The following is a 20,651-nucleotide window of genomic DNA, read 5'->3' on the forward strand; positions in this document are numbered from 1 at the left end:
CGTTCCCACGCGCCCATCCCGTCGCTCCGCGCGCTTCTCGCGGGTGACCGCAGGCGCGCGCGGGACGGCCGCCGTGCGGGGGCCGCGGGCGGACGCGTGAGGCCCCGGCCGCCTGCGCGGGGGCCGGACGGGCAGGTGGGGGTCCGGGAGGGCAGGTGGGGGCCTGGGCGGGGGCGTGGGCCGGGGTCAGAGCGGGAGGACGAGCGAGGCGAAGCGGTCCTTCATCGTGGACATCACCGTGTCAGGGTCGGCGGCCCAGACGTCGGCGTTGAAGATCTCCACCTCCACGTCCCCCGCGTAGCCCGCCTGCCGCACCGCCCGGGTGATCGGCGCGAACTCGATCACGCCGTCGCCCATCATCCCCCTGCCCAGCAGCACGTCGGCGGGCAGCGGCTGCAGGAAGTCGCACACCTGGTACGAGGCGATCCGCGCCCCCGCTCGCGCGATCTGCGCGAACAGCTCGGGGTCCCACCACACGTGGAAGGTGTCGACCACGACCCCCACCTGATCCACCGGGTACGGCTCGGCCAGGTCGAGCGCCTGGCCGAGCGTGGACAGCACCGCCCGGTCCGCGCAGTACATCGGGTGCAGCGGCTCCAGCGCCAGCCGTACCCCGCGCTCACCGGCGTAGGGGGCGAGCAGGGTCAGCGCCTCGGCCACCCGCTCCCGCGCCGCCGGCAGGTTGCGGGAGAACCCCTCGCCGGGCCCCTGGCCCGCGGGGACGCCCGGCAGACCGCCGACGACCATCACCAGGCAGGCCGCGCCGAGCTCGGCCGCCTCGTCGATCGCCCGCCTGTTGTCGTCCATGGCCTCTTGTGAACCGCCGGTCAGGAAGCCACCTCTGCACAGCGACGACACCCGCAGGCCGGCGTCGCCGACGAGCTTGACCGTCTCGGCCGGCCCCTGTGCCGCCACCTCCTGCCGCCACAGCCCGATGGCCTCGACGCCGTGCCGTACGCATCCTTCGACGGCCTCGGCCACCGTCCACCGCCTGGTGGTCCACTGGTTGAGCGACAGCTTCACAGCCCGTTCACCGCCAGCAGCGCCCGCATCCGCCGTACGGCGAGCTCCTGGTCGGCCAGCAGTCCCGCCTGGTCGGCCAGCCTGAACACCTCGCACAGATGGGGCAGCGACCTGGCCGCCTGGGCGCCGTTGACCATGGCGAAGGCGTCCTGGTGTCCGTTGAGCCAGGCCAGGAAGACGATGCCGGTCTTGTAGTTGTACGTCGGCGTCTCGAAGATCTTGCGCGACAGCGGGACGGTCGGGGCAAGGATCTCGTCGTAGTGGGCCAGCAGCCGGTCGCGCGCCTCGGGGGTGCAGGCGGCCTCGGCGGAATCGAGCACCTGGAGGGCCGCGGCGGCCGCGGGCGCGATCGCGTCGAAGATGCCCAGCAGCGCGTGCGAGCCCGTCCTGATCAGCGACGGATAGTTGAAGTCGTCGCCGGTGTAGAGCCTGACGCCCGGCGGCAGCGCCGCCCGCAGCGCCACCTCGTGCGCCTCGTCCAGCAGCGACACCTTGACGCCCTCGACCATCGCGGCGTTGGCGTGGATCAGCTCCAGGAAGGACTCGGTGGCCTTGGCGACGTCGTGCGAGCCCCAGTATCCGGCCAGCTGGGGGTCGAACATCTCGCCCAGCCAGTGGAGGATGACGGGCCGGTCGGCCACGCCGAACAGCTTGCCGTACACCCGGTGGTAGTCGGCGGGCCCCGCGGCGACACGGGCGAGCCGGCGCGAGGCCATCACGATCACGCCGGCGCCGGCGGCCTGCACGGTCTCGATCTGCTCGGTGTAGGCGGCGGTGATCTCGTCGAGGGTGCCGGCGCCGGGCGCGTGGTCGGTGCCCGCGCCGCAGGCCACCAGCTCGGCCGGGTCGCCGAAGGCGCGTGCCGCGGCGGCGCTGCGGCTGATCAGCTCGCGGGTGGCGGCCCAGTCCAGGCCCATGTTGCGCTGGGCGGTGTCCATGGCGTCGGCGACGCGCAGGCCATGCGACCACAGGTGCCCGCGAAAGCGCAGCGTCGCGTCCCAGTCGACCGCGGCGGGGGAGCCGGGGGTGTTGTCGCCCATCGGGTCGGCGACCACGTGCGCGGCGGCGTAGACGACGCGGCTGGTGGCGGGCCGGTCGACGACCGGCCAGGTGACGGGGTCGCTCAGCGTGTAGGCGCCGCCAGGCAGGTCGATCCTCACAGCTCCGTCACCGCGATCCTGCGGCCCTCGGCCGAGCTGCGCAGCCCGAGCTCGGCCAGCCGCACGCCGCGCGCGCCCGAGGCGAAGTCGTAGGGGAAGGGCGCGCCCTCCACGACGTGCCTGACGAACAGCTCCCACTGGATCTTGAAGCCGTTGTCGAAGTCGGCGTTGTCGGGCACCTCCTGCCAGCCGTCGCGGAAGCGGGCGGTGACCGGCAGGTCGGGGTTCCAGACCGGCTTGGGGGTCGTGGCGCGGCTCTGGACGCGGCAGTCGCGCAGGCCCGCGACGGCGCTGCCGTGCGTGCCGTCGACCTGGAACTCCACCAGCTCGTCGCGGTTGACGCGCACCGCCCAGGACGAGTTGATCTGCGCGATGACGCCGCCGGACAGCTCGAAGATGCCGTAGGCGGCGTCGTCGGCGGTCGCCTCGTACGGCTCGCCCCGCTCGTCCATCCTGGTCGGGATGTGAGTGACGGCCTTGGCGTAGACGGACTCGACCTCGCCGAACAGGTTCTCCAGTACGTAGTGCCAGTGCGGGAACATGTCGAGGATGATGCCGCCGCCGTCCTGGGCCCGGTAGTTCCACGAGGGCCGCTGGGCGCTCTGCCAGTCACCCTCGAACACCCAGTAGCCGAACTCGCCGCGCACCGAGAGGATCCGGCCGAAGAAGCCGCCGTCGATCAGCCTCTTCAGCTTGAGCAGGCCGGGCAGGAACAGCTTGTCCTGCACGACGCCGTTCTTGACGCCCTTGGCGGCGGCCGCCTCGGCCAGGGCCACGGCCTCGGCGTAGGTCTCCGCGGTGGGCTTCTCCGCGTAGATGTGCTTGCCCGCCTCGATAGCCCTCAGCACCGCCTTGACCCGCGCCTGCGTGACCTGGGCGTCGAAGTAGACGTCGGCCTGTTCGAGCGCGGCGTCGAGGTCGGTGGTGTGGTCGGCGATGCCGTGCCTGGCGGCCAGATCGGCGAGCTTGGCCTCGCTGCGGCCCACGAGGATCGGCCGCAGCATGACCCTGCCGCCGTCGGAGAGGGTCACGCCGCCCTGCTCGTTGATGGCCAGGACCGACCGGACCAGGTGCTGGCGGTAGCCCATCCGGCCGGTGACGCCGTTCATCGCGACACTGATCGTGCGCACGCTCATGTGACCTCTCCTAAGGAAAGCGCTTTCCCAATGACCGTACGACCGCGAGAGCCGGGCCGTCAAGCGGCTTAGACGGCGCCCTTGGTCTCCAGCCGGTCGAGCGCCTTGGCCAGCGGATGGCCGACGAGGCCCAGCTGCCACTCCCGGGCGCCCAGCGAGCGCAGCCGCTCGACGACCGTCTCCTCGGTGATCTCGGCGGGCGGCTCCCACGTGAGCCTGCGCACGGCGTCAGGCTGCAGGAGGTTCTCCGTCGGCATCCTGTGCTCGTCGGCCAGCGCGGCCACGACCGAGCGGGCGGCGGCCAGCCGCTTGGCCGCGACGGGATCCCGGTCGGGCCAGCGGTTGGCGGGCGGCGGGCCGTCGCCGGGCGTGCTCGGCGCCGGCAGCTCCGAGTCGGGCAGCGTGCGGGCGCGGTGCACGGCGTCGAGCCAGGCCGCCATGTGGCGGCGGGCGGCCCGCCCGGTGAAGGCGGTGATGTCGGTCAGCGCCTTCTTGGTACGCGGCATCTCCAGCGCCGCGGTGATGATCGCCGCGTCCGGCAGCACCCTGCCGGGCGCGATGTCGCCGTCGCGGGCGATCCGGTCGCGCATGGTCCACAGCTCGCGCACGATCGCCAGCGCCCTGACGTTGCGCACCTTGTGGATGCCCGACGTGCGCCGCCACGGATCGGAGCGCGGAGCGGGCGGCGGCGTCGCGAGCACCGCCGCGAACTCCTCCTGCGCCCACTCCAGCTTGCCGCTGTCGACCAGTTCGTCGTGGAGCACGTCACGCAGCTCGACCAGCACCTCGACGTCGAGCGCCGCGTAGCGGAGCCAGTCTTCCGGCAGCGGCCTGGTCGACCAGTCGGCGGCCGAGTACCCCTTCTCCAGGCGCAGCCCGAGCACCGTCTCGACCATCGTGCCGAGACCCACCCTCTCGTAGCCGAGCAGCCGGCCCGCCAGCTCCGTGTCGAACATCCGCCGCGGCCTGAACCCGACCTCGGCCAGGCAGGGCAGGTCCTGCGACGCGGCGTGCAGGACGATCTCGGCGTCGGCCACCGCCTCGTCGAGCTTCGACAGGTCGGGGCAGACGATCGGGTCGATCAGCGCGCTTCCCGCGCCCGCGCGGCGCAGCTGCACGAGGTAGGCCCTGCCGCCGTAGCGGTAGCCCGAGGCGCGCTCGGCGTCGACCGCCACGGGGCCGCTGCCCCTGGCGAACTCCTCGACCACCCTGGTCAGCCCCTCTTCCGAGGCGATGACGGGCGGGATCCCCTCCCGTGGCTCGAGAAGGGGAACGACGCTGTTCTCCTGGCTCTGGAGGTCTCCTCCATCGGCCTCATGAGCCGGGCTGGTGCGCCTGCTGGTGCCCTCACTACGTTCGGTCACGGCCTGGTGGACTCCGGATCTTCGCGTCGGCGCGGCATCGTGGCCACGTCAGGTGGTAGCGGTGGGATGCCGGCCGCCAGGCACATCAGATCGCACCAGGCGGCGACGTGGCCGGAGAGGTCCTCCTCGGCGGGAGACCACGACGCGCGCAGCTCCAGCTCGGTGGAGACGGGATCGTCGGCCTTGTCGCCGAATCCCTCGGAGACCGCACGCGTCACCGTGCCACCCGCCGCGCGGTAGCCCGCCTCGCGTGAGTCGAGCGCCTCGGTCAGCCAGCTCCACACGACGGGACCCAGCATCGGATCGGAGGTGATCTCCGGCTCCATGTCGGCCCTGACGTAGGCGACCAGGCGGAACTGCCCCTCCCAGCCGCGCTGCCCCTCAGGGTCGAACAGCAGGATCAACCTGCCGACCGCCAGCTCCTCATCCTCACGATAGACCGACGCGCCGATGGCCGCGGAGAACGGTGCCAGCCGCTGAGGGGCGGGCAGGTCCTCCAGCTCGATCTCCGGCCTGACCTCGGCCGCGCGCAGGCTCTCGACCGCCCGCCTGAAAGCGGCGGGGGCCGGTGGCGCGTCACCGATGGTCATAGCCGAAGCGTAGGTCGAGGAGGGTCGCATGGGGACCACGGGGGTGCTCATCGAGGCCGATCAAGCCGCGACCGTCAGCGGGCGAGCGGCGGCGGCCGCCCGTTCGAAGGGAGCGATGAGCAACGCGTGGCCGCACTCCAGGCACGCCCACTCCGGGCACTCCTGGTGTCCCTCCATGCATGGCGGCTGCTCGAACAGCCTCTCACCAGCGCATGAGGGGCAGTGCTCACTGCGGCGCTCGGGGGAACTCCACAACGCGGTCATCGGTACGGAGCCTTTCTTCGCGGACGTGGCTCCGACGTTGGCATGCCGCGCTGACAATTCCGCGCAACGCGCTCGGCGTGTCCTGAAAGTGGGGCGGTAATCGATGACGCGCGGTGGATTGGGGAACATTTGGTCCAGTCGAGAGGGGATTTCGGGGTGACCGTGACAGGAACTGTACCCGGGCCGGGCCGGTGGCGGGGCCGTGTCCGGAGGGCACGCCCGCGCTAAAGGGATGAAGTGCTCTAAACCTCTTCTTCGACTCCTGATCGTGACTTTAGGCATGGCGTGCGTATGTTTCCGATTAGCGCCGGTGGAGCGACCACCACCATGGCGTGGCACCCTTGAACAGTGAATCTCGCCGACTCCGCCTTCCTGCGCGCCTGCCGCCGCCAGCCCGTCCCGCACACCCCCGTGTGGTACATGCGTCAGGCCGGGCGGTCCCTGCCCGAATACCTCAAGGTGCGCGAGGGCGTGCCCATGCTGACCGCATGCGCGCGGCCCGACCTGATCGTCGAGATCACCCTGCAGCCGGTCCGCCGCTACGGCGTCGACGCCGCCATCTTCTTCAGCGACATCGTCGTACCGCTCAAGGCCATCGGCGTCGACCTCGACATCAAGCCGGGCGTCGGCCCCGTCATCGCCGACCCGATCCGCGACCACGCGGGCCTCGAGGCGCTGCGCCCGCTGGAGCCGGACGACGTGCCGTACGTCACCGAGTCGATCCAGGCACTGGTGGGCGAGCTGGGCGGCACGCCGCTGATCGGGTTCGCCGGCGCGCCCTTCACGCTGGCGTCCTACCTGATCGAGGGAGGACCCTCCAAGAACCACGACCACACCAAGGCCATGATGTACGGCGAGCCCGCGCTGTGGCACGCGCTCATGGACCGGCTGACCGGCATCGTCATCGAGCACCTCAGGGTCCAGATCCGCGCGGGAGCCTCGGCCATCCAGCTGTTCGACTCGTGGGTGGGCGCGGTCGCGCCCGACGACTACCGCGAGTTCGTCATGCCGTACACCCAGCGGATCTTCGCGGCCGTGCCCGAGGTGCCGCGCATCCACTTCGGCGTGGGCACCGGCGAGCTGCTCGGCGTGCTCGGCGAGGCCGGGCCCGACGTCGTGGGCGTCGACTGGCGGGTGCCGCTCGACGAGGCCGCACGCCGCGTCGGCCCCGGCAAGGCGCTGCAGGGCAACCTCGACCCCGCCATCCTGCTGGCCCCGTGGGAGGCCGTCGAGCCCAGAGCACGGCAGATCCTGGAGCGCGGGCGCGCCGCCGAAGGCCACGTGTTCAACCTCGGCCACGGGGTGCTGCCCTCCACCGACCCCGACCAGCTGCGCAGGCTGACCGACCTGGTCCACTCCTTCACGTCAGAGGCGTAGCTGGTCCAGGCCCAGCTTGACGATCAGGGCGGCGACCACGCACAGCAGCGTCGCCCTGATGAAGGCGGCGCCCCTGCGCAGCGCCGTACGGGTGCCGAGGCGCGCGCCCAGCACGTTGCAGGACGCCATCGCGAGCCCCAGCAGCCAGAACACCTGGCCGTGCGCGGCGAAGACCACCAGCGCGCCCAGGTTGGCGCCCACGTTGACGACCTTCGCCGTCGCCGAGCCCATCACGAAGTCCAGGCCCAGCAGCGTGGTGAGCGCGAAAAGGATCAACGCCCCCGTGCCGGGTCCCACCAGGCCGTTGTAGAACGGCAGCACCACCCCCACCAGCAGGACGGCGGCCACGACGCTGCGCCGCCGCGCCGGCCGCCGCCTCTCCCGCGTGCCCAGGCCGGGCCTGGCGATCACCAGCGCCGCCACCAGCGCCAGCATCACCAGCACGAACGGTCTGAACAGCTCGGACGGAACACGTCCCGCGGTGAGCGCCCCCGCCCCCGACAGCGCGATCGCCAGCGCCGTCGCGGGCACCGCCACCCTGGCCTCCATGCGGACGCTCCTCGCGAAGCCCACCGCCGACACGGTCGTGCCGGAGATGGACGACAGCTTGTCGGTGGCCAGCACCGCGGGCGGCGGCGCCGCGGGCAGCGCCAGCAGCAGCACCGGCAGTTGGACCAGTCCTCCTCCGCCCACCACCGCGTCCACCCAGCCCGCCGCCAGCGCGACGGCCAGCAGTAACAAGATCAGCTCGGTCTCCACCCGCGTCCCCCCGCATGGCCATGGCCCCCGCCAGGAAGATCCCAGGCGGCCGTTGGGCGAGCGTTGTGCGCCCGTTGGGCGGGTGGATCCGGTGTGCGACGGCGGCCCGGGCCCGCGCAGGCCGACCGGCCCGCTGTGCCGACGCACCCGACGTGGAGGCCGGCGGTCTCGAGACGACGGGATCGCACGGGGTCACGGCCGGCCACCGCTGCACACCAGTCCCGGGACCGCCCTCAACGGCCTCGCGGAGGGTTCGCGTGGCCCACGTTCGCGCCGGCGGTCACGTGCGGTGACGCGACCGCCGGGCAGCGAGCGGCCGGCTGCTCGCCGACCTGGGCGGTGTCAGGACGCGGGCGAGTCGTTCTCGGGCTGAGGCCGCGACCCCCCGCCCGCCACGGGCGCGTCCTTTCCCGGTTCCGGGTGCGCCGAGGTTCCTTGAGGCGACGGCACATCGTGGTCCTGCAGCGCGGGCTCCGGGGTCGCGCGGGGCGACGGTGTCTCGCTCTCAGAACCGGGGCGGGTTCCGCGGGCCGACGATGCGTCGTTTCCTGGCACAGGATGCGGTCGGCCGCTGGGGACCACGAGACCAGGGGCGGCCGGGCGCCGGGTACGGCCCCGCCGTACGAGGAGCAGGATGACGACGACCACCGGCACGATCAGCACCAGCCACGGCAGCAGCACGCCGATCACGGTCAGCAGGATCTTCACGAAGCTCACCAGCGCCGACCATCCGGCCTTCAGGCCGCCGAGGAAGCCCGCGGGCTCGTCGGAGGGTTCGACCACGGTCGCCACGGGGCCGATCAGGCGCAGCGTCAGCGTCCCCATCGACACCTGCGAGTTGAGCGCCTTCTGCCTGGCCTGCAGCGACTCCAGCTCCGCCTCGCGCGTGGCGATCTCCCGCTCGACCTCGATCACCTGGCCGACGGTGGTCGCCTTGGTGAGCAGCGTGCGCATGGAGGCCAGCGCCTGCTCGGCCGACTTCAGCCGGCTGGCGACGTCGGCCACCTCCTCGGTCACGTCGGTGGTGTTCTGCCGCAGCGACTCCCGCTTGCCGAGCTCCTTGCCCAGCCGGTCGAGCAGCCCCTGGTACGCCGTCGGCGGGATCTTGAACACCAGCGTGGAGCTGCCCTCGCTGCCGTCGAAGGCGTCCGACTGCTCGTTGGCCAGGTAGCCGCCCGCCCCCGTGACCAACTGCTTGGCCTGCTCGCTCGCCTTCGTGACATCCTTGGCGCGGACCGTCATCTCCGCCACGTAGATGATCGAGCGCTGCTCGGGCGCGATCGCGATCTGCTTGCCGGCCGCCTGGTCGGAGTCCCCGGCCGTCGCCTCGTTCGCTTTCTCGACGGGTGCGGCTGCGGGCGCGCCTCCTCCGGAGTCCATGCGGTCGGCGGAGGGACCGCCACCGCAGCCGGACAGGACGAGCGCGACGCCGGCCACCGTTAACGCCATGCCGTACCGAAATCTGGTCATATCCGTGAGACGGGCGCGGCCCGCGCGATGCCGTCACGAAGTCGTCACGTTCGGCACTCCTCCCGATCACGGCAGGACCCTGGGACGAGAGGCGAAATCCTCCTGGGGCACGATGATCCCGGCGTCGCGTCGCACAGGCTGGAATCATGCGTACGCTTCCTGACCGGCTTCACAGGACGTTCTTCCGCACGATGTCACTGCTGCCCGCGGGCGGGCAGGGCCGCTTCCTGCAGCGGTACTTCGACTGGTTCCACCGCAGGCCCGACCCGTGGCGGCACTCCGTCGACCCCTACGAAGCGGCCAAGTACGACACCACGCTCAGGAGCGTGGGCGGCGGCGACTTCCGCAGGATCCTGGACGTGGGGTGCAGCGAGGGCACGTTCACGCTGCTGGCCGCCGACGCCTACCCCGGCGCCGACGTGGTGGGTGTGGACGTCTCGCAGCGCGCCGTCGCGAGGGCGGCGGCCCGGGCGGGAGGCAGGGCCGCCTTCGCCGCTGCCGACTTCCTCAACCAGGACCCCGGAGGCCGCTTCGACCTGGTCTTCTGCGCCGAGACGCTCTATTACGTCGGCAGGGAGGAGCGGCTCAGGCTGGCCTCCGAACGGCTGCGCTCGTTCCTGGCGCCGCGGGGCACGCTGGTCGTGACGCACCCGTGGCCGGAGGCGCGCCGGCTCCACAGGTTCCTCGACGGGGACCCGATGCTGAGCAAGATCGGGGAGCACGTCGACGCCGGGCACGGGCGGCCGTTCGCCGTCAGCTCCTACCGTCTCGCAGGGGCGGGGGTGTGAGGCGGTAGCGTCAGGAGACGTGGAAGGGAATCAACGGCATGTAGTGATCGTCGGCGGTGGCATCTCGGGGCTGGCCGCGGCGTGGTTCCTCAGGCAGGGCGGCGGGGAGCGGGTACGGGTGACCGTACTCGAGGGCGGTCCCAGGGTGGGCGGCAAGCTGCACGCCTCTGAGGTCGCGGGCGTCAGCGTGGACGAGGGCGCCGAGTCGATGCTGGCCAGGCGGCCCGAGGGCATCGAGCTGGCCAGGATGGTCGGGCTCGGCGCGGACCTGGTCGACCCCGGCACCACCCAGGCGGCCATCTACACCAGGGGCGCGCTGCGGCCGATGCCGAGGGGCCAGGTCATGGGCGTGCCAGGCGACCTGACCGAGCTGGCCAGATCGGGCATCATCTCGCCCGGCGGGCTGCTCAGGGTGCCGCTGGACCAGGTGCTGCCCGCGACGCTGGTGCGCAGCGACGTGTCCGTCGCCTCCTACATCAGGGCGCGGATGGGAGCCGAGGTCGTCGAACGGCTGGTCGAGCCGCTGCTGGGCGGCGTCTACGCGGGCCGGGCCGACATGCTGTCGCTGGAGGCGACGATGCCCCGCATCGCCACCGCCGCGCGCTCGGAGCGGTCGCTGCTCGGCGCGGTCAGGGACATCGTGCACGAGACGCCCAAGGACGCGGGCCCGGTCTTCACCAGCCTGCGCGGCGGCCTCGGCAGGCTGCCCGAGGCGGTGGCCAAGGCCTCCGGCGCCGACATCAGGACCGGCGTGACGGTCAGGGAGCTGCGGCGCACGCAGGAAGGCTGGCGCCTGGTCACCGGGCCCGTCCCGAGGCCGGAGATCGTCGAGGCCGACGCGGTGATCGTCGCCGTGCCCGCGACCCCCGCCTCGAGGCTGCTCATGGACGCCGTGCCGAAGGCCGCCACCGAGCTGGCCAGGATCGAGTACTCCAGCATGGCCATCGTCACACTCGCCTACCCGGCGGCCGCCTTCCCCGAGCCGCCCACCGGCAGCGGCTACCTGGTGCCGCCCGTCGAAGGCCGCGCCGTGAAGGCCGCCACGTTCACCTCGGTGAAGTGGCCGCACCTGGTCGAGTCCGACCCCTCGGTCGTCCTGGTGCGCTGCTCCATCGGCCGCATCGGCGAGGAGCAGGTGCTCCAGCGCGACGACACCGAGCTGGTCTCGCTGGCCTCGGCCGAGATGGGCGAGGTCGTGGGCGTGCGCGGGCTGCCGCTCGACAGCCGTGTCAGCCGGTGGGGCGGATCGCTGCCGCAGTACAACGTCGGCCACCTCGACCGCGTGGCCCGCGTCCGCGCGGCCGTGGCCGTCGAGCCGGGGCTGGCGGTCTGCGGTGCGGCCTACGACGGGCTCGGCGTGCCCGCGTGCGTCTCGACCGCCCGCGGCGCCGCGGCCCGGATACTGGACCACCTGGGGGACAGGGGAGAATGACCGCATGACTGAGGGGACGACCCAGCGGCCCAAGGCCCGCGACCTTAACCAGGTGATCCGCTACACGATGTGGTCGGTGTTCAAGGCCACCGAGCAGTGCCCGGGCAACCGTGAGGGCATGGCCGACGAGGTCAACGAGCTGCTCGAGCAGGTCGCCGGCAAGGACGTCGTGACGCGCGGCTGCTACGACGTGGCGGGCTTCCGCGCCGACGCCGACTACATGTTCTGGTGGCACTCGCCGACGGCCGAGGACCTGCAGGACGTCTACGCGCGCTTCAGGCGCACCACACTGGGACGGCTGAGCGAGCCGGTCTGGTCGGCGATGGCGTTGCACAGGCCCGCCGAGTTCAACAAGTCGCACATCCCCGCCTTCCTCGCCGATGAGGAGGCAAGGCGATACGTGTGCGTCTACCCCTTCGTGCGGTCGCTGGAGTGGTATCTGCTCGAGGACTCCGAGCGGCGCACGATGCTCGCCGAGCACGGCATGATGGCCCGCGAGTACCCCGACGTCAGGTCCAACACGGTGGCCTGCTTCGCACTCAACGACTTCGAGTGGATGCTGGCCTTCGAGGCCGACGAGCTCCACCGGATCGTCGACCTCATGCGGCACCTGCGCGGCGCCGAGGCCAGGCGGCACACGAGGATCGAGGTGCCGTTCTACACCGGGGTCCGCAAGCCGGTCGGCGAGCTGATCACGGCGCTGCCCTGACTTTGTAAAGGCGCTCGCCTGCCGGTTCTGCCGTCTTCCGCGACTGATCGCCACTCCTTTGCCATAATCAGGCCAAATCCCCTGTCGTAGTGAGGCAAAGGGTGGCTGAAGACGGCGGCCTGGCACGCTCCAGGCGCGGGCGGCATGGGCGGCGGCGCAAGAAGCGCGGGCCGTGGGTGCTGGAGGGGGCGGTCGCCGGGGCGGCTCTGCTGGCCGTCGGCCTGGTCGCCGGTGGCGGGGTGTTCGGGCGGGAGCGCCCGCAGCAGTCCGCCGGCGCCGTGGCCGTCGTCCCCTTCACCAGGGGCACGCCCTCTCCCGTGGGGCAGGGAGGCGCCGGCAGGGTGGTGGCGAGCGCGGCGGCCGCCACGCTGAGCCCGCCTCCAGCGCCGCCGGCCGCCCCCGCGAGCGCGTCGGGCGCGGGCGACGGGTCCGAGCACACCGACAAGAAGGCGGCCGAGTACTTCCACAAGCGCTGGGGCGCCGGCGACAAGGCGGCCAAGCGGCTCAAGGACATCCGGACCGTGGGCGGCTACCTGCGCATCTACACGGACCTGCCGGAGTCGGCGCACAACTCCGCGCAGGCGATCACGCTGTGCGAGCGTGGGCTCGAGTATCTGCGGGAGGCGGGCGAGGACAGTCCCGTGGTCTTCGTCCAGGCGGAGTACGGCGAGAACGGCAACCCCGTCCTCGCCAACGTCCTCGGCCCCGACGACGGCGACTGCCGCGTCACCCACCCCGAGCCTGACTGACGCTAGTCCTTGGGCTCGAGCCGTACCGAGATCGAGTTGATGCAGTAGCGGTCGTCGGTGGGCGTCGGGTAGCCCTCGCCGTGGAAGACGTGACCCAGGTGGGAATCGCAGGCGGCGCAGCGGACCTCGGTGCGGACCATGCCGTGGCTGTGGTCCTCGATCAGGGTCACGGCCTCCGACTTCGACGGCTCGAAGAAGCTCGGCCATCCGCAGTGCGACTCGAACTTCGAGTCGGACCTGAACAGCTCGGCGCCGCAGGCGCGACAGGAGTAGACGCCCTCGGCCTTGGTGTCGACGTACTCCCCGCTGAAGGGTCGTTCGGTGCCCGCCTCCCTGAGGACGTGGTACTCCTCGGGAGTGAGCTGCGAGCGCCATTCGGCCTCGCTCTTGACCACCTTGTTCATGCTTCTACCTTATGCGGCGCGGAAAAATCTCTCCTCGGAAGCATCCTTTGTGGGGTGTTTCTGCGTCTTTGTCGGTGTGGGGGTGGACTTCACATCCCTAGAGGGGTGAGATCGCTCGCCTGGGGTCGTCGCCGCTGCGCAGATATGCCCGTACTGCGCGCAGGCGGCCCGTCGAGGCCGGCCGGACGATGCGCCAGCGTCCGGCGCGGCGTGAAGGCGGGCGGTCGTCAGGTTCGTCCTGTCGAGTGCCCGGTCCCGCCACCGTGGCACTCCAGGGCGGACCCACCCGCTCCCTTCCTCGGCCGATCGGCCGGGTCAGGGGCGTCATGAGCCGATTCGGGGTAGGTTCAGCCCATGGCGTCGCCTTTCATCGAGCTGCAGGTCGGGGACCGTACCGTCAAGGTCACCAATCCCGACAAGGTGTACTTTCCGGAGATCGGAGCCACCAAGCGGGAGCTGGTGGAGTACTACGTCAGCGTGGGCGAAGGGGCCCTGCGGGCGCTCCTTGACCGCCCCACGCACCTGAAGCGGCACCCGGACGGCGTCCAGACCGAGGCCATCTACCAGAAGCGGATGCCCCCCAAGCATCCCGACTGGCTGCAGACCGTCACCGTGACCTTCCCCAGCGGGCGAACGGCCGAGGCGCTCAGGGTCACCGAGGTGGCCTCGATCGCCTACTGCGCCAACCTCGCCACGCTCGACTTCCACCCGTGGCAGGTGCGCGCCGCCGACGTCGAGCACCCCGACGAGCTGCGCATCGACATCGACCCGCAGCCCGGCCTGGAGTTCGACGCGGCCCGCCGTGCCGCCTTCCTGACCCGCGAGGTGCTGGCCGAGGCCGGGCTGACCGGCTTCGTGAAGACCTCGGGCAACAGAGGAGTGCACATCGCGGTCAGGATCGAGCCCCGCTGGGACTTCGTCGAGGTACGGCACGCGGGCATCGCGCTGGCCAGGGCCGTCGAGGACCGCGACCCCGGCCTGGTGACGACCGCCTGGTGGAAGGAGGAGCGCGGCGAGCGGGTGTTCATCGACTTCAACCAGAACGCCAGGGACAGGACAGTCGCCAGCGCCTACTCGGTCCGCGCCAAGCCGCACGCGCCCGTCTCCGCGCCGCTCACCTGGGACGAACTGGCCGACGCCGAGCCTGGCGACTTCGACATCAGAACCATGCCCGAGCGCTTCGCCAGGGTCGGCGACGTGCACAAGGACATCGACGAGCGGGCGTTCTCGATCGAGACGCTGCTGGAGTGGTACGACAAGGACGAGCGCGGCGACATGCCGTACCCGCCGAACTATCCCAAGATGCCGGGCGAGCCGAAGCGGGTACAGCCCAGCAAGGCCAGGGATGAGTGACTTGTATCACTTGAATCACATTACTTGACGCCTGGTCCAATAGTTCGGGAGGCTCTCGGACTATGGCTATGGCATCAGCACGACGGCTCGCCGCCGCGGGAGCGGTGACGGCCTTCATCGTCGGCGGCGTGACCATGGTGGCGGGCGTGGGAACCGCCATGGCCGCCGACTGCAAACTGCTCATCCTGGCGTGCGAGGACGACCCCGTGCAGGGCGGCGACCCGGGCGACCCGTGGCAGCCCGACATCAAGTCGCCTCACCTGCCGAACCCGAACGACATCCTGCCCAACGTCCCCATCCCGTCGGACACCTGGTCGAACGCGCCCGCGCCCCAGGACACGTGGTCCAACGCGCCCGCCCCCCAGGACAGCTGGTCGCCGGGTCCTGCCGAGCCGCCGCGCCCCGAAGCGCCATGGAAGCCCGTGGACGAGGACAAGCACCGCATCCCCGAAGGCCCGCCGCAGACCGGCGCAGGCGGGCTCGCGCCCGGCGACCCCACGTTGCCGTTCGCCGCCGGCGGCGCGGCCCTGCTGGCCGGAGCGGGGCTCGCGGGCTTCGCGGTACGGCGCGGCGCCTCCGAACGGCCGGCTGCCGCGGAACGGCGGAGTGGCTAAGCCGCCTGGGCACAAGCTGATCATGACGGGGGCCGTGCTGGTGTCCCTCGCCGGAGTGGCCCTGATCTGGTTCGGCGTCACCGGCATGGTGGGCTCGCCGCAGCCGGAGCCCGTCTCCGCCACGGCCTCGTCGGCGCTGCCCAAGGTCGGCGCGCCGTCGCTGACCGAATCGCCCGACGTGCTGGTCGGCAAGGCCGCCAAGCCGATGAGGACGACCCGTCCGACGGCGGTGTACATCCCCAAGCTCGGCGTGTCGGCGCCCCTCATGGAGCTGGGCCTCGACGCGAAGGGCGCGATCGAGAACCCGCCACTCGACCACCCCAACGTGGCAGGGTGGTACCGGTACGCGCCCGTGCCGGGCGCGCGGGGCGCCGCCGTGATCACCGGGCACCTGGACACCCGCACCGGTCCCGCGGTGTTCGCGAACCTGCGACTGATCAAGCGGGGCGACCAGGTGCAGGTGATGCGGGCCGACCGATCGGTGGCCATCTTCGTGGTGGACCGGGTGGAGCAGGTGCCCAAGAGCGGCTTTCCCAGCACGAAGGTGTTCGGGAAGGTGAAGTACGCGGGGCTGCGGCTCGTGACGTGCGGGGGCGCGTTCGACCGGCGGGCGCACAGCTACAAGGACAACACCATCGTCTACGCGCACCTGGCCCACGCCTACCACCCCCAGTCCTGACATCACCGGCACCGCCGCGTCGCCCCGCTCTTCGCCGGCCACCTCCACCGGTTCCGGCCTCTCGATTCCCTGCAGGACGCCCGCCACCCGCGTCAGAAGGAGCCACAGGCCTCGGGCGGTGACATCCGCCACGTACTGTGGGACGAGAGCCGGGACCGGGGTTGGCGGTGCTGCCCTGCGAAGGACGGCCGCCACCGGCGTCGGGTGGGGCCGCTGCTCCGGTGTGGAGCGACATGGCCCGGTTGCTCATGGCTCCGAGGACGCGCAGGGGAAGGGGCGTCAGGGGTCGCGGGGGAGGCCGAGGGCGCGCTCGGCGACGATGTTGAGCTGGACCTCCGTCGTCCCCCCGCCGATCGTGAACGCGCGGGTCGTCAGGATCATCCTGTTCCAGTGCGGATCGGCGGGCGCCAGCGACCAGCAGAACTCCGAGATCGCCTGAGCGTGCCGCATCCCGAGCAGCTTGCGCACGCTGGATGCCGTTCCCGAGTCCGTCCCCGCCAGCTGCGAAAGCGTCACCCGCAGCCCCAGCGCCGAGATCGCCTGCCCCTCGGCCCACAGCCGGCCCACCTGCTCGAGCTGGGCCTGCCGCAGCCGTGGAAGCCGCCGGACGAGCTTCACCATGTCCGTGTGCTGCGACCCGGGACCCCAGGAGTCCCCGAGCGCCACCCGCTCGTGCGACAGCGTGTCGCGGGCGACCCGCCAGCCCCCGTCCACCTCCCCGACGACCAGGTCGTCGGGCACGAACACGTCGTCGAGGAAGACCTCGTTGAAGATCTCCTCCCCGTTGATCTCCTTCAGTGGCCGCACGGTCACCCCCGGCGCTGACATGTCCACCAGAAAGTAGGTGATCCCATCGTGTTTCGGCTTGCCTGGCGAGGTGCGGGCCAGGCAGATGCCCCAGTGCGCGTACTGCGCGAGCGACGTCCAGATCTTCGACCCGCTGATCGACCAGCCGCCCTCCACCCGCACGGCCTTGGTCGCCAGCCCTGCCAGGTCCGATCCCGCTCCCGGCTCACTGAACAGCTGGCACCACACGATCTCGCCGGTGAACGTCTTCGGCAGGAACCTGTCCTGCTGGTCGCGCGTGCCGTACCGGACGATGGACGGCACCGCCCACGCGGCGATGCCCAGGTTGGGCCGCCTGAGCCCCTTGAACTCCTGATGGATGATCACCTGCTCCAGCGGGGAGGCGGCGCGTCCCCACGGCTCGGGGAGGTACGGCATGATCCATCCTTCGCGCGCGAACCTCCCCAGCCTCGCCGGCGGCTCCTCCCGCGCCAGGTCCCCGGCGAGCGTCCTGATCTCTTCCCGCAGGGATGCCGCCTCGGCGGGCAGATCGGGCTCCATGGTCCTGCGCGCTCCGCCGACGGCCAGCTCCGCGACCTCCTCGGCCCAGACGCCGGGGTCGCCGGCCAGCATGCGAAGGGACAGCGCGCGCCGGTAGTAGCGGTGGGCGTCGTGCTCGAAGGTGTAGCCGATGCCACCCAGCACCTGGATCGCGTCCGCCGCGCATCGCACGGCCGCGTCGGGCCCGAGCACCGCCGCCACGCCCACCGCCAGTCGCACCGCCGCGTCGAGCGCCGTCACGCCCACCGCTGGTGGTGTCGCCGTGTCGAGTGCTGCCACGCCCACCGTTGGTGGTGCCGCCGGTTCGAGCGTCGTCGCGCCCTCCTCCACCGTCTGCGCTCCGTGCCCGAGCGCCTCTGGGCGGTCCGTCGAGTGTCGAGCGTCGTGCACGATCGCGTTCGGAAGGTTCGTCGAACCCTGAGTGTCCTGCCCGAGCGCCTTCTGCCCGCCTCCGCGTCGGCCGGCGTCGGTCTTGGTCCGCAGGTCGTCACCCAGCGCGGGCTCGGTGTCTCGTGCGCGGCCGATGTCCGGCGCGGAGATGGAGGCTTGCGCTGGGAAGCTGTCCGGAGCGGTCTCGGCGTCTTGTGCGTGGCGGGTGTCCGGGGCGGAGGTGGAGGCTTGGGAGTGGGCTGTGTCCAGGGCGCGGGCGGCGTCCCAGACGGCGGCACGGGCCTGCTCCAGCGCCACCAGCGCCGCCGCGATCCGGTGTTTGACGCCCTGGAACTGCCCGATCGGCCGCCCGAACTGTTCGCGGACCTTCGCGTAGTCGGACGCCGTGCGAACCGCCCACGCGGCCACCCCGCACGCCTCCGCGCCGAGCAGCACCGCGGCGAGCTCCCGCACCGGCACCGCGCCCAGCACCCGCGACGCGGGCGCCTCCCACCCGTCCATCGCCCCGGCGTGTGAAGGTGTCTCGGCGTGTGAAGGCGTCTCGGCCCGTGAAGGCGAGGCCTGCGATGACGCCCCGGCCGCTGCAGGGGATGCGGGCTGCGAGGGCGATGCGGTCCCCGCAGGGGATCCGGTCCGCGTGGGTGACCCCTCCTGTCCGGGCGATCCCTCCTGTCCGTGCGGTTCGGCCTGTCCGTGCGGTTCGGCCTGTGGAGGCGGCCCGGTGGGGGACGGGGGTCCGGTGTGCGCGAGGATGGCCACCTGTGTCAGGGGCCGCGACAGGTCGATCCCCTCGACGGCCGTCGCCCGGACCGACGCCCGGTCCAGTACCGCCCACCCCTCCGCGACCGGCACCAGGAACAGGTCGGCGTCGGACGCGCCGAGCCCGTGCCCGTCCAGCACGACGGCGGCGGTCACCGTACCGTCGGCCAGGCCAGGCAGCAGCGACCCGCACCGCCCCGACCACGTGATCGCCGCCGACGTCAGCACCGTGGGAAGGAAGGGCCCGGGTGTGAGCGCGGATCCGAGTTCCTCCAGCGCGACCGCCAGCTCGAGGAGACCGTACCCCTGCCCGCCCGCCGTCTCGGGCACGTGCAGTCCCAGCACTCCCTGCGCCGCCAGCGCCCCGTGGGAGGCGTCGCGCGCCACGAGCCCGCGCACGGACTCGGCCAGCGCCCTGTGTTCCTCGGTCAGTGCGATCGCCATGCGACCGAATCTAGAACCCTATTCGGTCAGTGGCCAGGGCCCCTCACAGGTTGATGATCGCGGCCTTCTCCCTGGTGTACTCCAGCACCGCGTCGTGGCCGTAGCCGCTGTCCTTCACCCCGCCGAACGGCAGGCCGGGCGGCATCTGCCGGAAGGTGTTGACCCACACCGTCCCGCTCTCAAGGTCGCGCACGAACCGGTGGGCGCGGCCCAGGTCGCGTGTCCACACCCCCGCGGCCAGCCCGTAGGCGGAATCGTTGGCGATGGCCAGCGCCTCCTCGTCGCTCTCGAACGGCATGGCCACCGCGACGGGCCCGAAGATCTCCTCCTGGCAGACGCGCAGCTTGTTGTCGGTGGCGGTGTAGAGGGTCGGCGCGACCCAGTAGCCGCCCGGCAGGCTCGGCACCACCGCGGCGCCCGTCGTCCCGCCGAAGACCAGTGCGGCGCCCTCCTTCTCGGCGATCTCCAGGTAGGAGACGACTCGTTCGTACTGTCCCGCCGACACGATGGGGCCCATCGTGGTGGCCAGGTCGAGCGGGTCGTCGAGCACGATGCGGGAGGCCGCCGCGGTGATTCGTTCGAGCATCTCGTCCCAGATGTCGCGATGCAGGAGGATGCGCGAACCGGCCGCGCAGACCTGCCCCGCGTTGCCGGTGAAGATGGAGTTGACGGTGACGCCCTCGGTTGCGGCGTCGAGGTCGGCGTCGGCGAAGACGATGTTGGGCGACTTGCCGCCCAGTTCGAAGGTGAGCGGCTTGATGCCGGCCGCCTGGGTGATCGCGATGCCGGTCTGCGTGGACCCGGTCAGGCTGATCTTGTTGACGCCGCGGTGCCGTACCAGCGCCTCGCCGACGTCCTCGCCCATGCCGGAGACGAGGTTCAGCACGCCGGGCGGCAGCACCTCGGCCAGCAGTTCGCCCAGGCGCAGGACGGAGGCGCTGGCCTGTTCGGCCGGTTTCACGATCACGGTGTTGCCCGCGGCCAGCGCGAAGGCGGCCTTGGCGGAGAACGTCGAGACGGGGGAGTTCCACGGGATGATCGCCAGCGCCACGCCGTACGGCTCCCGCCTGGTCAGCCCGAGGCTGTCGGGGCCGAGGATGACGGTGTCGCCCTTGACGGCGTCGAGCACCTGCCCGGCGGCCAGTTCCCACAGGAACCGCATGCCGGGCAGGTCCCTGTGGAGGGTGTCGCGAAGGATGCGGCCGTTGTCGCGGGTCTCGATCCTGGCGAGTTCCTCGGCGTGCTCGGCGAAGACCGCCGCGACCTTGCGCAGGAAGTGGGCCCTGCCGAGGGCCGGCATCGCCGACCACGAAGGCAGCGCCGCGCGGGCGGCGGCCACGGCGGCGTCGGCGTCGGCCTTCCCGCCGGCGGGGATCCGCGCCCAGACCTCGCCCGTGGCGGGGTTGACCGAGTCGATGGTGCGGCCGTCGGCCGCGGAGACGAGCCTGCCGCCGATGAGGTTGCGATACTCCATCACGCGACCAAGCATATGCTTGCTTGATGCAAGACGGCTAGCGGCGCGGCGACCCCAGCGTGAAGGCCGCGTTGACCAGGACGACGCCACCCCACACCACCAGGTACGTCAGCAGGCCCGCGTCGCCGACGGTGAGTGCGACGGTCGCGATCGTGCCCATCACGATCGAGACGATCGCCAGCGCCAGCCGCATGCCGGCGGCGCTCTGCTGCTGCTTCAGCTCGCGCTTCGCCAGGCCCGCGTCGGCGGCGATGCGCTGGTCGACCCGCCGATCGACCTCCTTGCCCATCTTGTCGAGAAAGGACTCGATGATGGAGTCCTCGAAATCGGGGCCGAGGTCGCGGCGGGGCGCGAACCCGGGGGGGA

General features: G+C 71.8%; 19 protein-coding genes. 8 read left to right on the forward strand and 11 right to left on the reverse strand.

Going from position 1 to position 20,651, the window contains the following annotated elements; translation table 11 throughout:
- Positions 1-186: 186 nt before the first annotated feature.
- The 5 genes from AC3EO4_RS49350 to AC3EO4_RS49370 form a co-directional block, all read right to left on the reverse strand.
- Positions 187-1,023, reverse strand: a complete 837-nt coding sequence (locus AC3EO4_RS49350) for a sugar phosphate isomerase/epimerase family protein (protein ID WP_431902978.1) — start codon at positions 1,021-1,023, stop codon at positions 187-189.
- On the reverse strand, positions 1,020-2,183 hold the full coding sequence (locus AC3EO4_RS49355) for a dihydrodipicolinate synthase family protein (RefSeq protein WP_379573978.1): 1,164 nt from the start codon (positions 2,181-2,183) through the stop codon (positions 1,020-1,022). Before AC3EO4_RS49355 ends, AC3EO4_RS49350 begins: the two co-directional genes overlap by 4 nt.
- Positions 2,180-3,319: a Gfo/Idh/MocA family protein gene (locus AC3EO4_RS49360; RefSeq protein WP_431902979.1), complete on the reverse strand. Its 1,140-nt coding sequence runs from the start codon at positions 3,317-3,319 to the stop codon at positions 2,180-2,182. Before AC3EO4_RS49360 ends, AC3EO4_RS49355 begins: the two co-directional genes overlap by 4 nt.
- A gap of 68 nt (positions 3,320-3,387) precedes the next feature.
- Entirely contained in the window at positions 3,388-4,683 is a 1,296-nt protein-coding gene (locus AC3EO4_RS49365) for a ribonuclease D (RefSeq protein WP_379573981.1), read from the reverse strand.
- Positions 4,680-5,273 (reverse strand): DUF3000 domain-containing protein, encoded by a 594-nt coding sequence (locus AC3EO4_RS49370; RefSeq protein ID WP_379573982.1) that lies wholly within the window; start codon positions 5,271-5,273, stop codon positions 4,680-4,682. The genes AC3EO4_RS49365 and AC3EO4_RS49370 overlap by 4 nt, the downstream gene beginning before the upstream one ends.
- Before the next feature lie 612 nt (positions 5,274-5,885).
- Between AC3EO4_RS49370 and hemE the strand changes: the two genes are divergently transcribed.
- A complete protein-coding gene (hemE, locus tag AC3EO4_RS49375) occupies positions 5,886-6,914 on the forward strand; it encodes a uroporphyrinogen decarboxylase (RefSeq protein WP_379573983.1) in 1,029 nt (342 codons plus the stop codon).
- Here hemE and AC3EO4_RS49380 read toward each other — a convergent pair.
- Positions 6,903-7,673: a sulfite exporter TauE/SafE family protein gene (locus tag AC3EO4_RS49380; protein WP_431902981.1), complete on the reverse strand. Its 771-nt coding sequence runs from the start codon at positions 7,671-7,673 to the stop codon at positions 6,903-6,905. The genes hemE and AC3EO4_RS49380 overlap by 12 nt on opposite strands.
- A gap of 342 nt (positions 7,674-8,015) precedes the next feature.
- Entirely contained in the window at positions 8,016-9,143 is a 1,128-nt protein-coding gene (locus AC3EO4_RS49385; RefSeq protein WP_431902983.1) for a DUF4349 domain-containing protein, read from the reverse strand.
- A 146-nt stretch (positions 9,144-9,289) separates the two neighbouring features.
- Here AC3EO4_RS49385 and AC3EO4_RS49390 point away from each other — a divergent pair, with 146 nt between their 5' ends.
- From AC3EO4_RS49390 to AC3EO4_RS49405, 4 genes are all read left to right on the forward strand, one after another.
- Positions 9,290-9,931, forward strand: a complete 642-nt coding sequence (locus AC3EO4_RS49390; protein ID WP_431902984.1) for a class I SAM-dependent methyltransferase — start codon at positions 9,290-9,292, stop codon at positions 9,929-9,931.
- A gap of 19 nt (positions 9,932-9,950) precedes the next feature.
- Positions 9,951-11,363 carry a protoporphyrinogen oxidase gene (hemG, locus tag AC3EO4_RS49395; protein WP_379573987.1) on the forward strand — a complete coding sequence of 471 codons (1,413 nt, stop codon included), beginning with the start codon at positions 9,951-9,953 and terminating at the stop codon, positions 11,361-11,363.
- 4 nt (positions 11,364-11,367) lie between these two features.
- Entirely contained in the window at positions 11,368-12,072 is a 705-nt protein-coding gene (hemQ, locus tag AC3EO4_RS49400) for a hydrogen peroxide-dependent heme synthase (protein ID WP_431902986.1), read from the forward strand.
- Positions 12,073-12,173: 101 nt separating this feature from the next.
- Positions 12,174-12,821, forward strand: coding sequence for a hypothetical protein (locus AC3EO4_RS49405; RefSeq protein ID WP_379573989.1), 648 nt, complete (start codon positions 12,174-12,176; stop codon positions 12,819-12,821).
- A gap of 2 nt (positions 12,822-12,823) precedes the next feature.
- Here the strand turns inward: AC3EO4_RS49405 and msrB are convergent, their stop codons facing one another.
- Positions 12,824-13,225: a peptide-methionine (R)-S-oxide reductase MsrB gene (gene msrB, locus AC3EO4_RS49410; RefSeq protein WP_379573990.1), complete on the reverse strand. Its 402-nt coding sequence runs from the start codon at positions 13,223-13,225 to the stop codon at positions 12,824-12,826.
- Between the two features lie 354 nt (positions 13,226-13,579).
- Between msrB and ligD the strand changes: the two genes are divergently transcribed.
- From ligD to AC3EO4_RS49425, 3 genes are all read left to right on the forward strand, one after another.
- Positions 13,580-14,578, forward strand: coding sequence for a non-homologous end-joining DNA ligase (gene ligD / locus AC3EO4_RS49415; RefSeq protein ID WP_379573991.1), 999 nt, complete (start codon positions 13,580-13,582; stop codon positions 14,576-14,578).
- A 68-nt stretch (positions 14,579-14,646) separates the two neighbouring features.
- Entirely contained in the window at positions 14,647-15,192 is a 546-nt protein-coding gene (locus tag AC3EO4_RS49420) for a hypothetical protein (RefSeq protein ID WP_379573992.1), read from the forward strand.
- Positions 15,185-15,871, forward strand: a complete 687-nt coding sequence (locus AC3EO4_RS49425) for a class F sortase (RefSeq protein ID WP_379573993.1) — start codon at positions 15,185-15,187, stop codon at positions 15,869-15,871. Before AC3EO4_RS49420 ends, AC3EO4_RS49425 begins: the two co-directional genes overlap by 8 nt.
- 279 nt (positions 15,872-16,150) lie before the next feature.
- Here AC3EO4_RS49425 and AC3EO4_RS49430 read toward each other — a convergent pair whose 3' ends face one another.
- From AC3EO4_RS49430 to AC3EO4_RS49440, 3 genes are all read right to left on the reverse strand, one after another.
- Positions 16,151-18,811 carry an acyl-CoA dehydrogenase family protein gene (locus AC3EO4_RS49430; protein WP_431902990.1) on the reverse strand — a complete coding sequence of 887 codons (2,661 nt, stop codon included), beginning with the start codon at positions 18,809-18,811 and terminating at the stop codon, positions 16,151-16,153.
- 43 nt (positions 18,812-18,854) lie between these two features.
- Entirely contained in the window at positions 18,855-20,285 is a 1,431-nt protein-coding gene (locus AC3EO4_RS49435; protein ID WP_431902995.1) for an aldehyde dehydrogenase family protein, read from the reverse strand.
- Positions 20,286-20,322: 37 nt separating this feature from the next.
- The coding region (locus tag AC3EO4_RS49440; protein WP_431902991.1) for a hypothetical protein at positions 20,323-20,651 on the reverse strand (329 nt) is incomplete at its 5' end.

This window comes from Nonomuraea sp. bgisy101 (assembly GCF_057708945.1).

Coding starts and splice junctions, on each gene's coding strand:
- AC3EO4_RS49360 (WP_431902979.1), bottom strand. CDS start 3,319: ATGAGCGTGCGCACGATCAGTGTCGCGATGAACGGCGTCACCGGCCGG.
- AC3EO4_RS49370 (WP_379573982.1), bottom strand. CDS start 5,273: ATGACCATCGGTGACGCGCCACCGGCCCCCGCCGCTTTCAGGCGGGCG.
- AC3EO4_RS49385 (WP_431902983.1), bottom strand. CDS start 9,143: ATGACCAGATTTCGGTACGGCATGGCGTTAACGGTGGCCGGCGTCGCG.
- AC3EO4_RS49390 (WP_431902984.1), top strand. CDS start 9,290: ATGCGTACGCTTCCTGACCGGCTTCACAGGACGTTCTTCCGCACGATG.
- hemQ (WP_431902986.1), top strand. CDS start 11,368: ATGACTGAGGGGACGACCCAGCGGCCCAAGGCCCGCGACCTTAACCAG.
- msrB (WP_379573990.1), bottom strand. CDS start 13,225: ATGAACAAGGTGGTCAAGAGCGAGGCCGAATGGCGCTCGCAGCTCACT.
- ligD (WP_379573991.1), top strand. CDS start 13,580: ATGGCGTCGCCTTTCATCGAGCTGCAGGTCGGGGACCGTACCGTCAAG.
- AC3EO4_RS49420 (WP_379573992.1), top strand. CDS start 14,647: ATGGCATCAGCACGACGGCTCGCCGCCGCGGGAGCGGTGACGGCCTTC.
- AC3EO4_RS49430 (WP_431902990.1), bottom strand. CDS start 18,811: ATGGCGATCGCACTGACCGAGGAACACAGGGCGCTGGCCGAGTCCGTG.
- AC3EO4_RS49435 (WP_431902995.1), bottom strand. CDS start 20,285: ATGGAGTATCGCAACCTCATCGGCGGCAGGCTCGTCTCCGCGGCCGAC.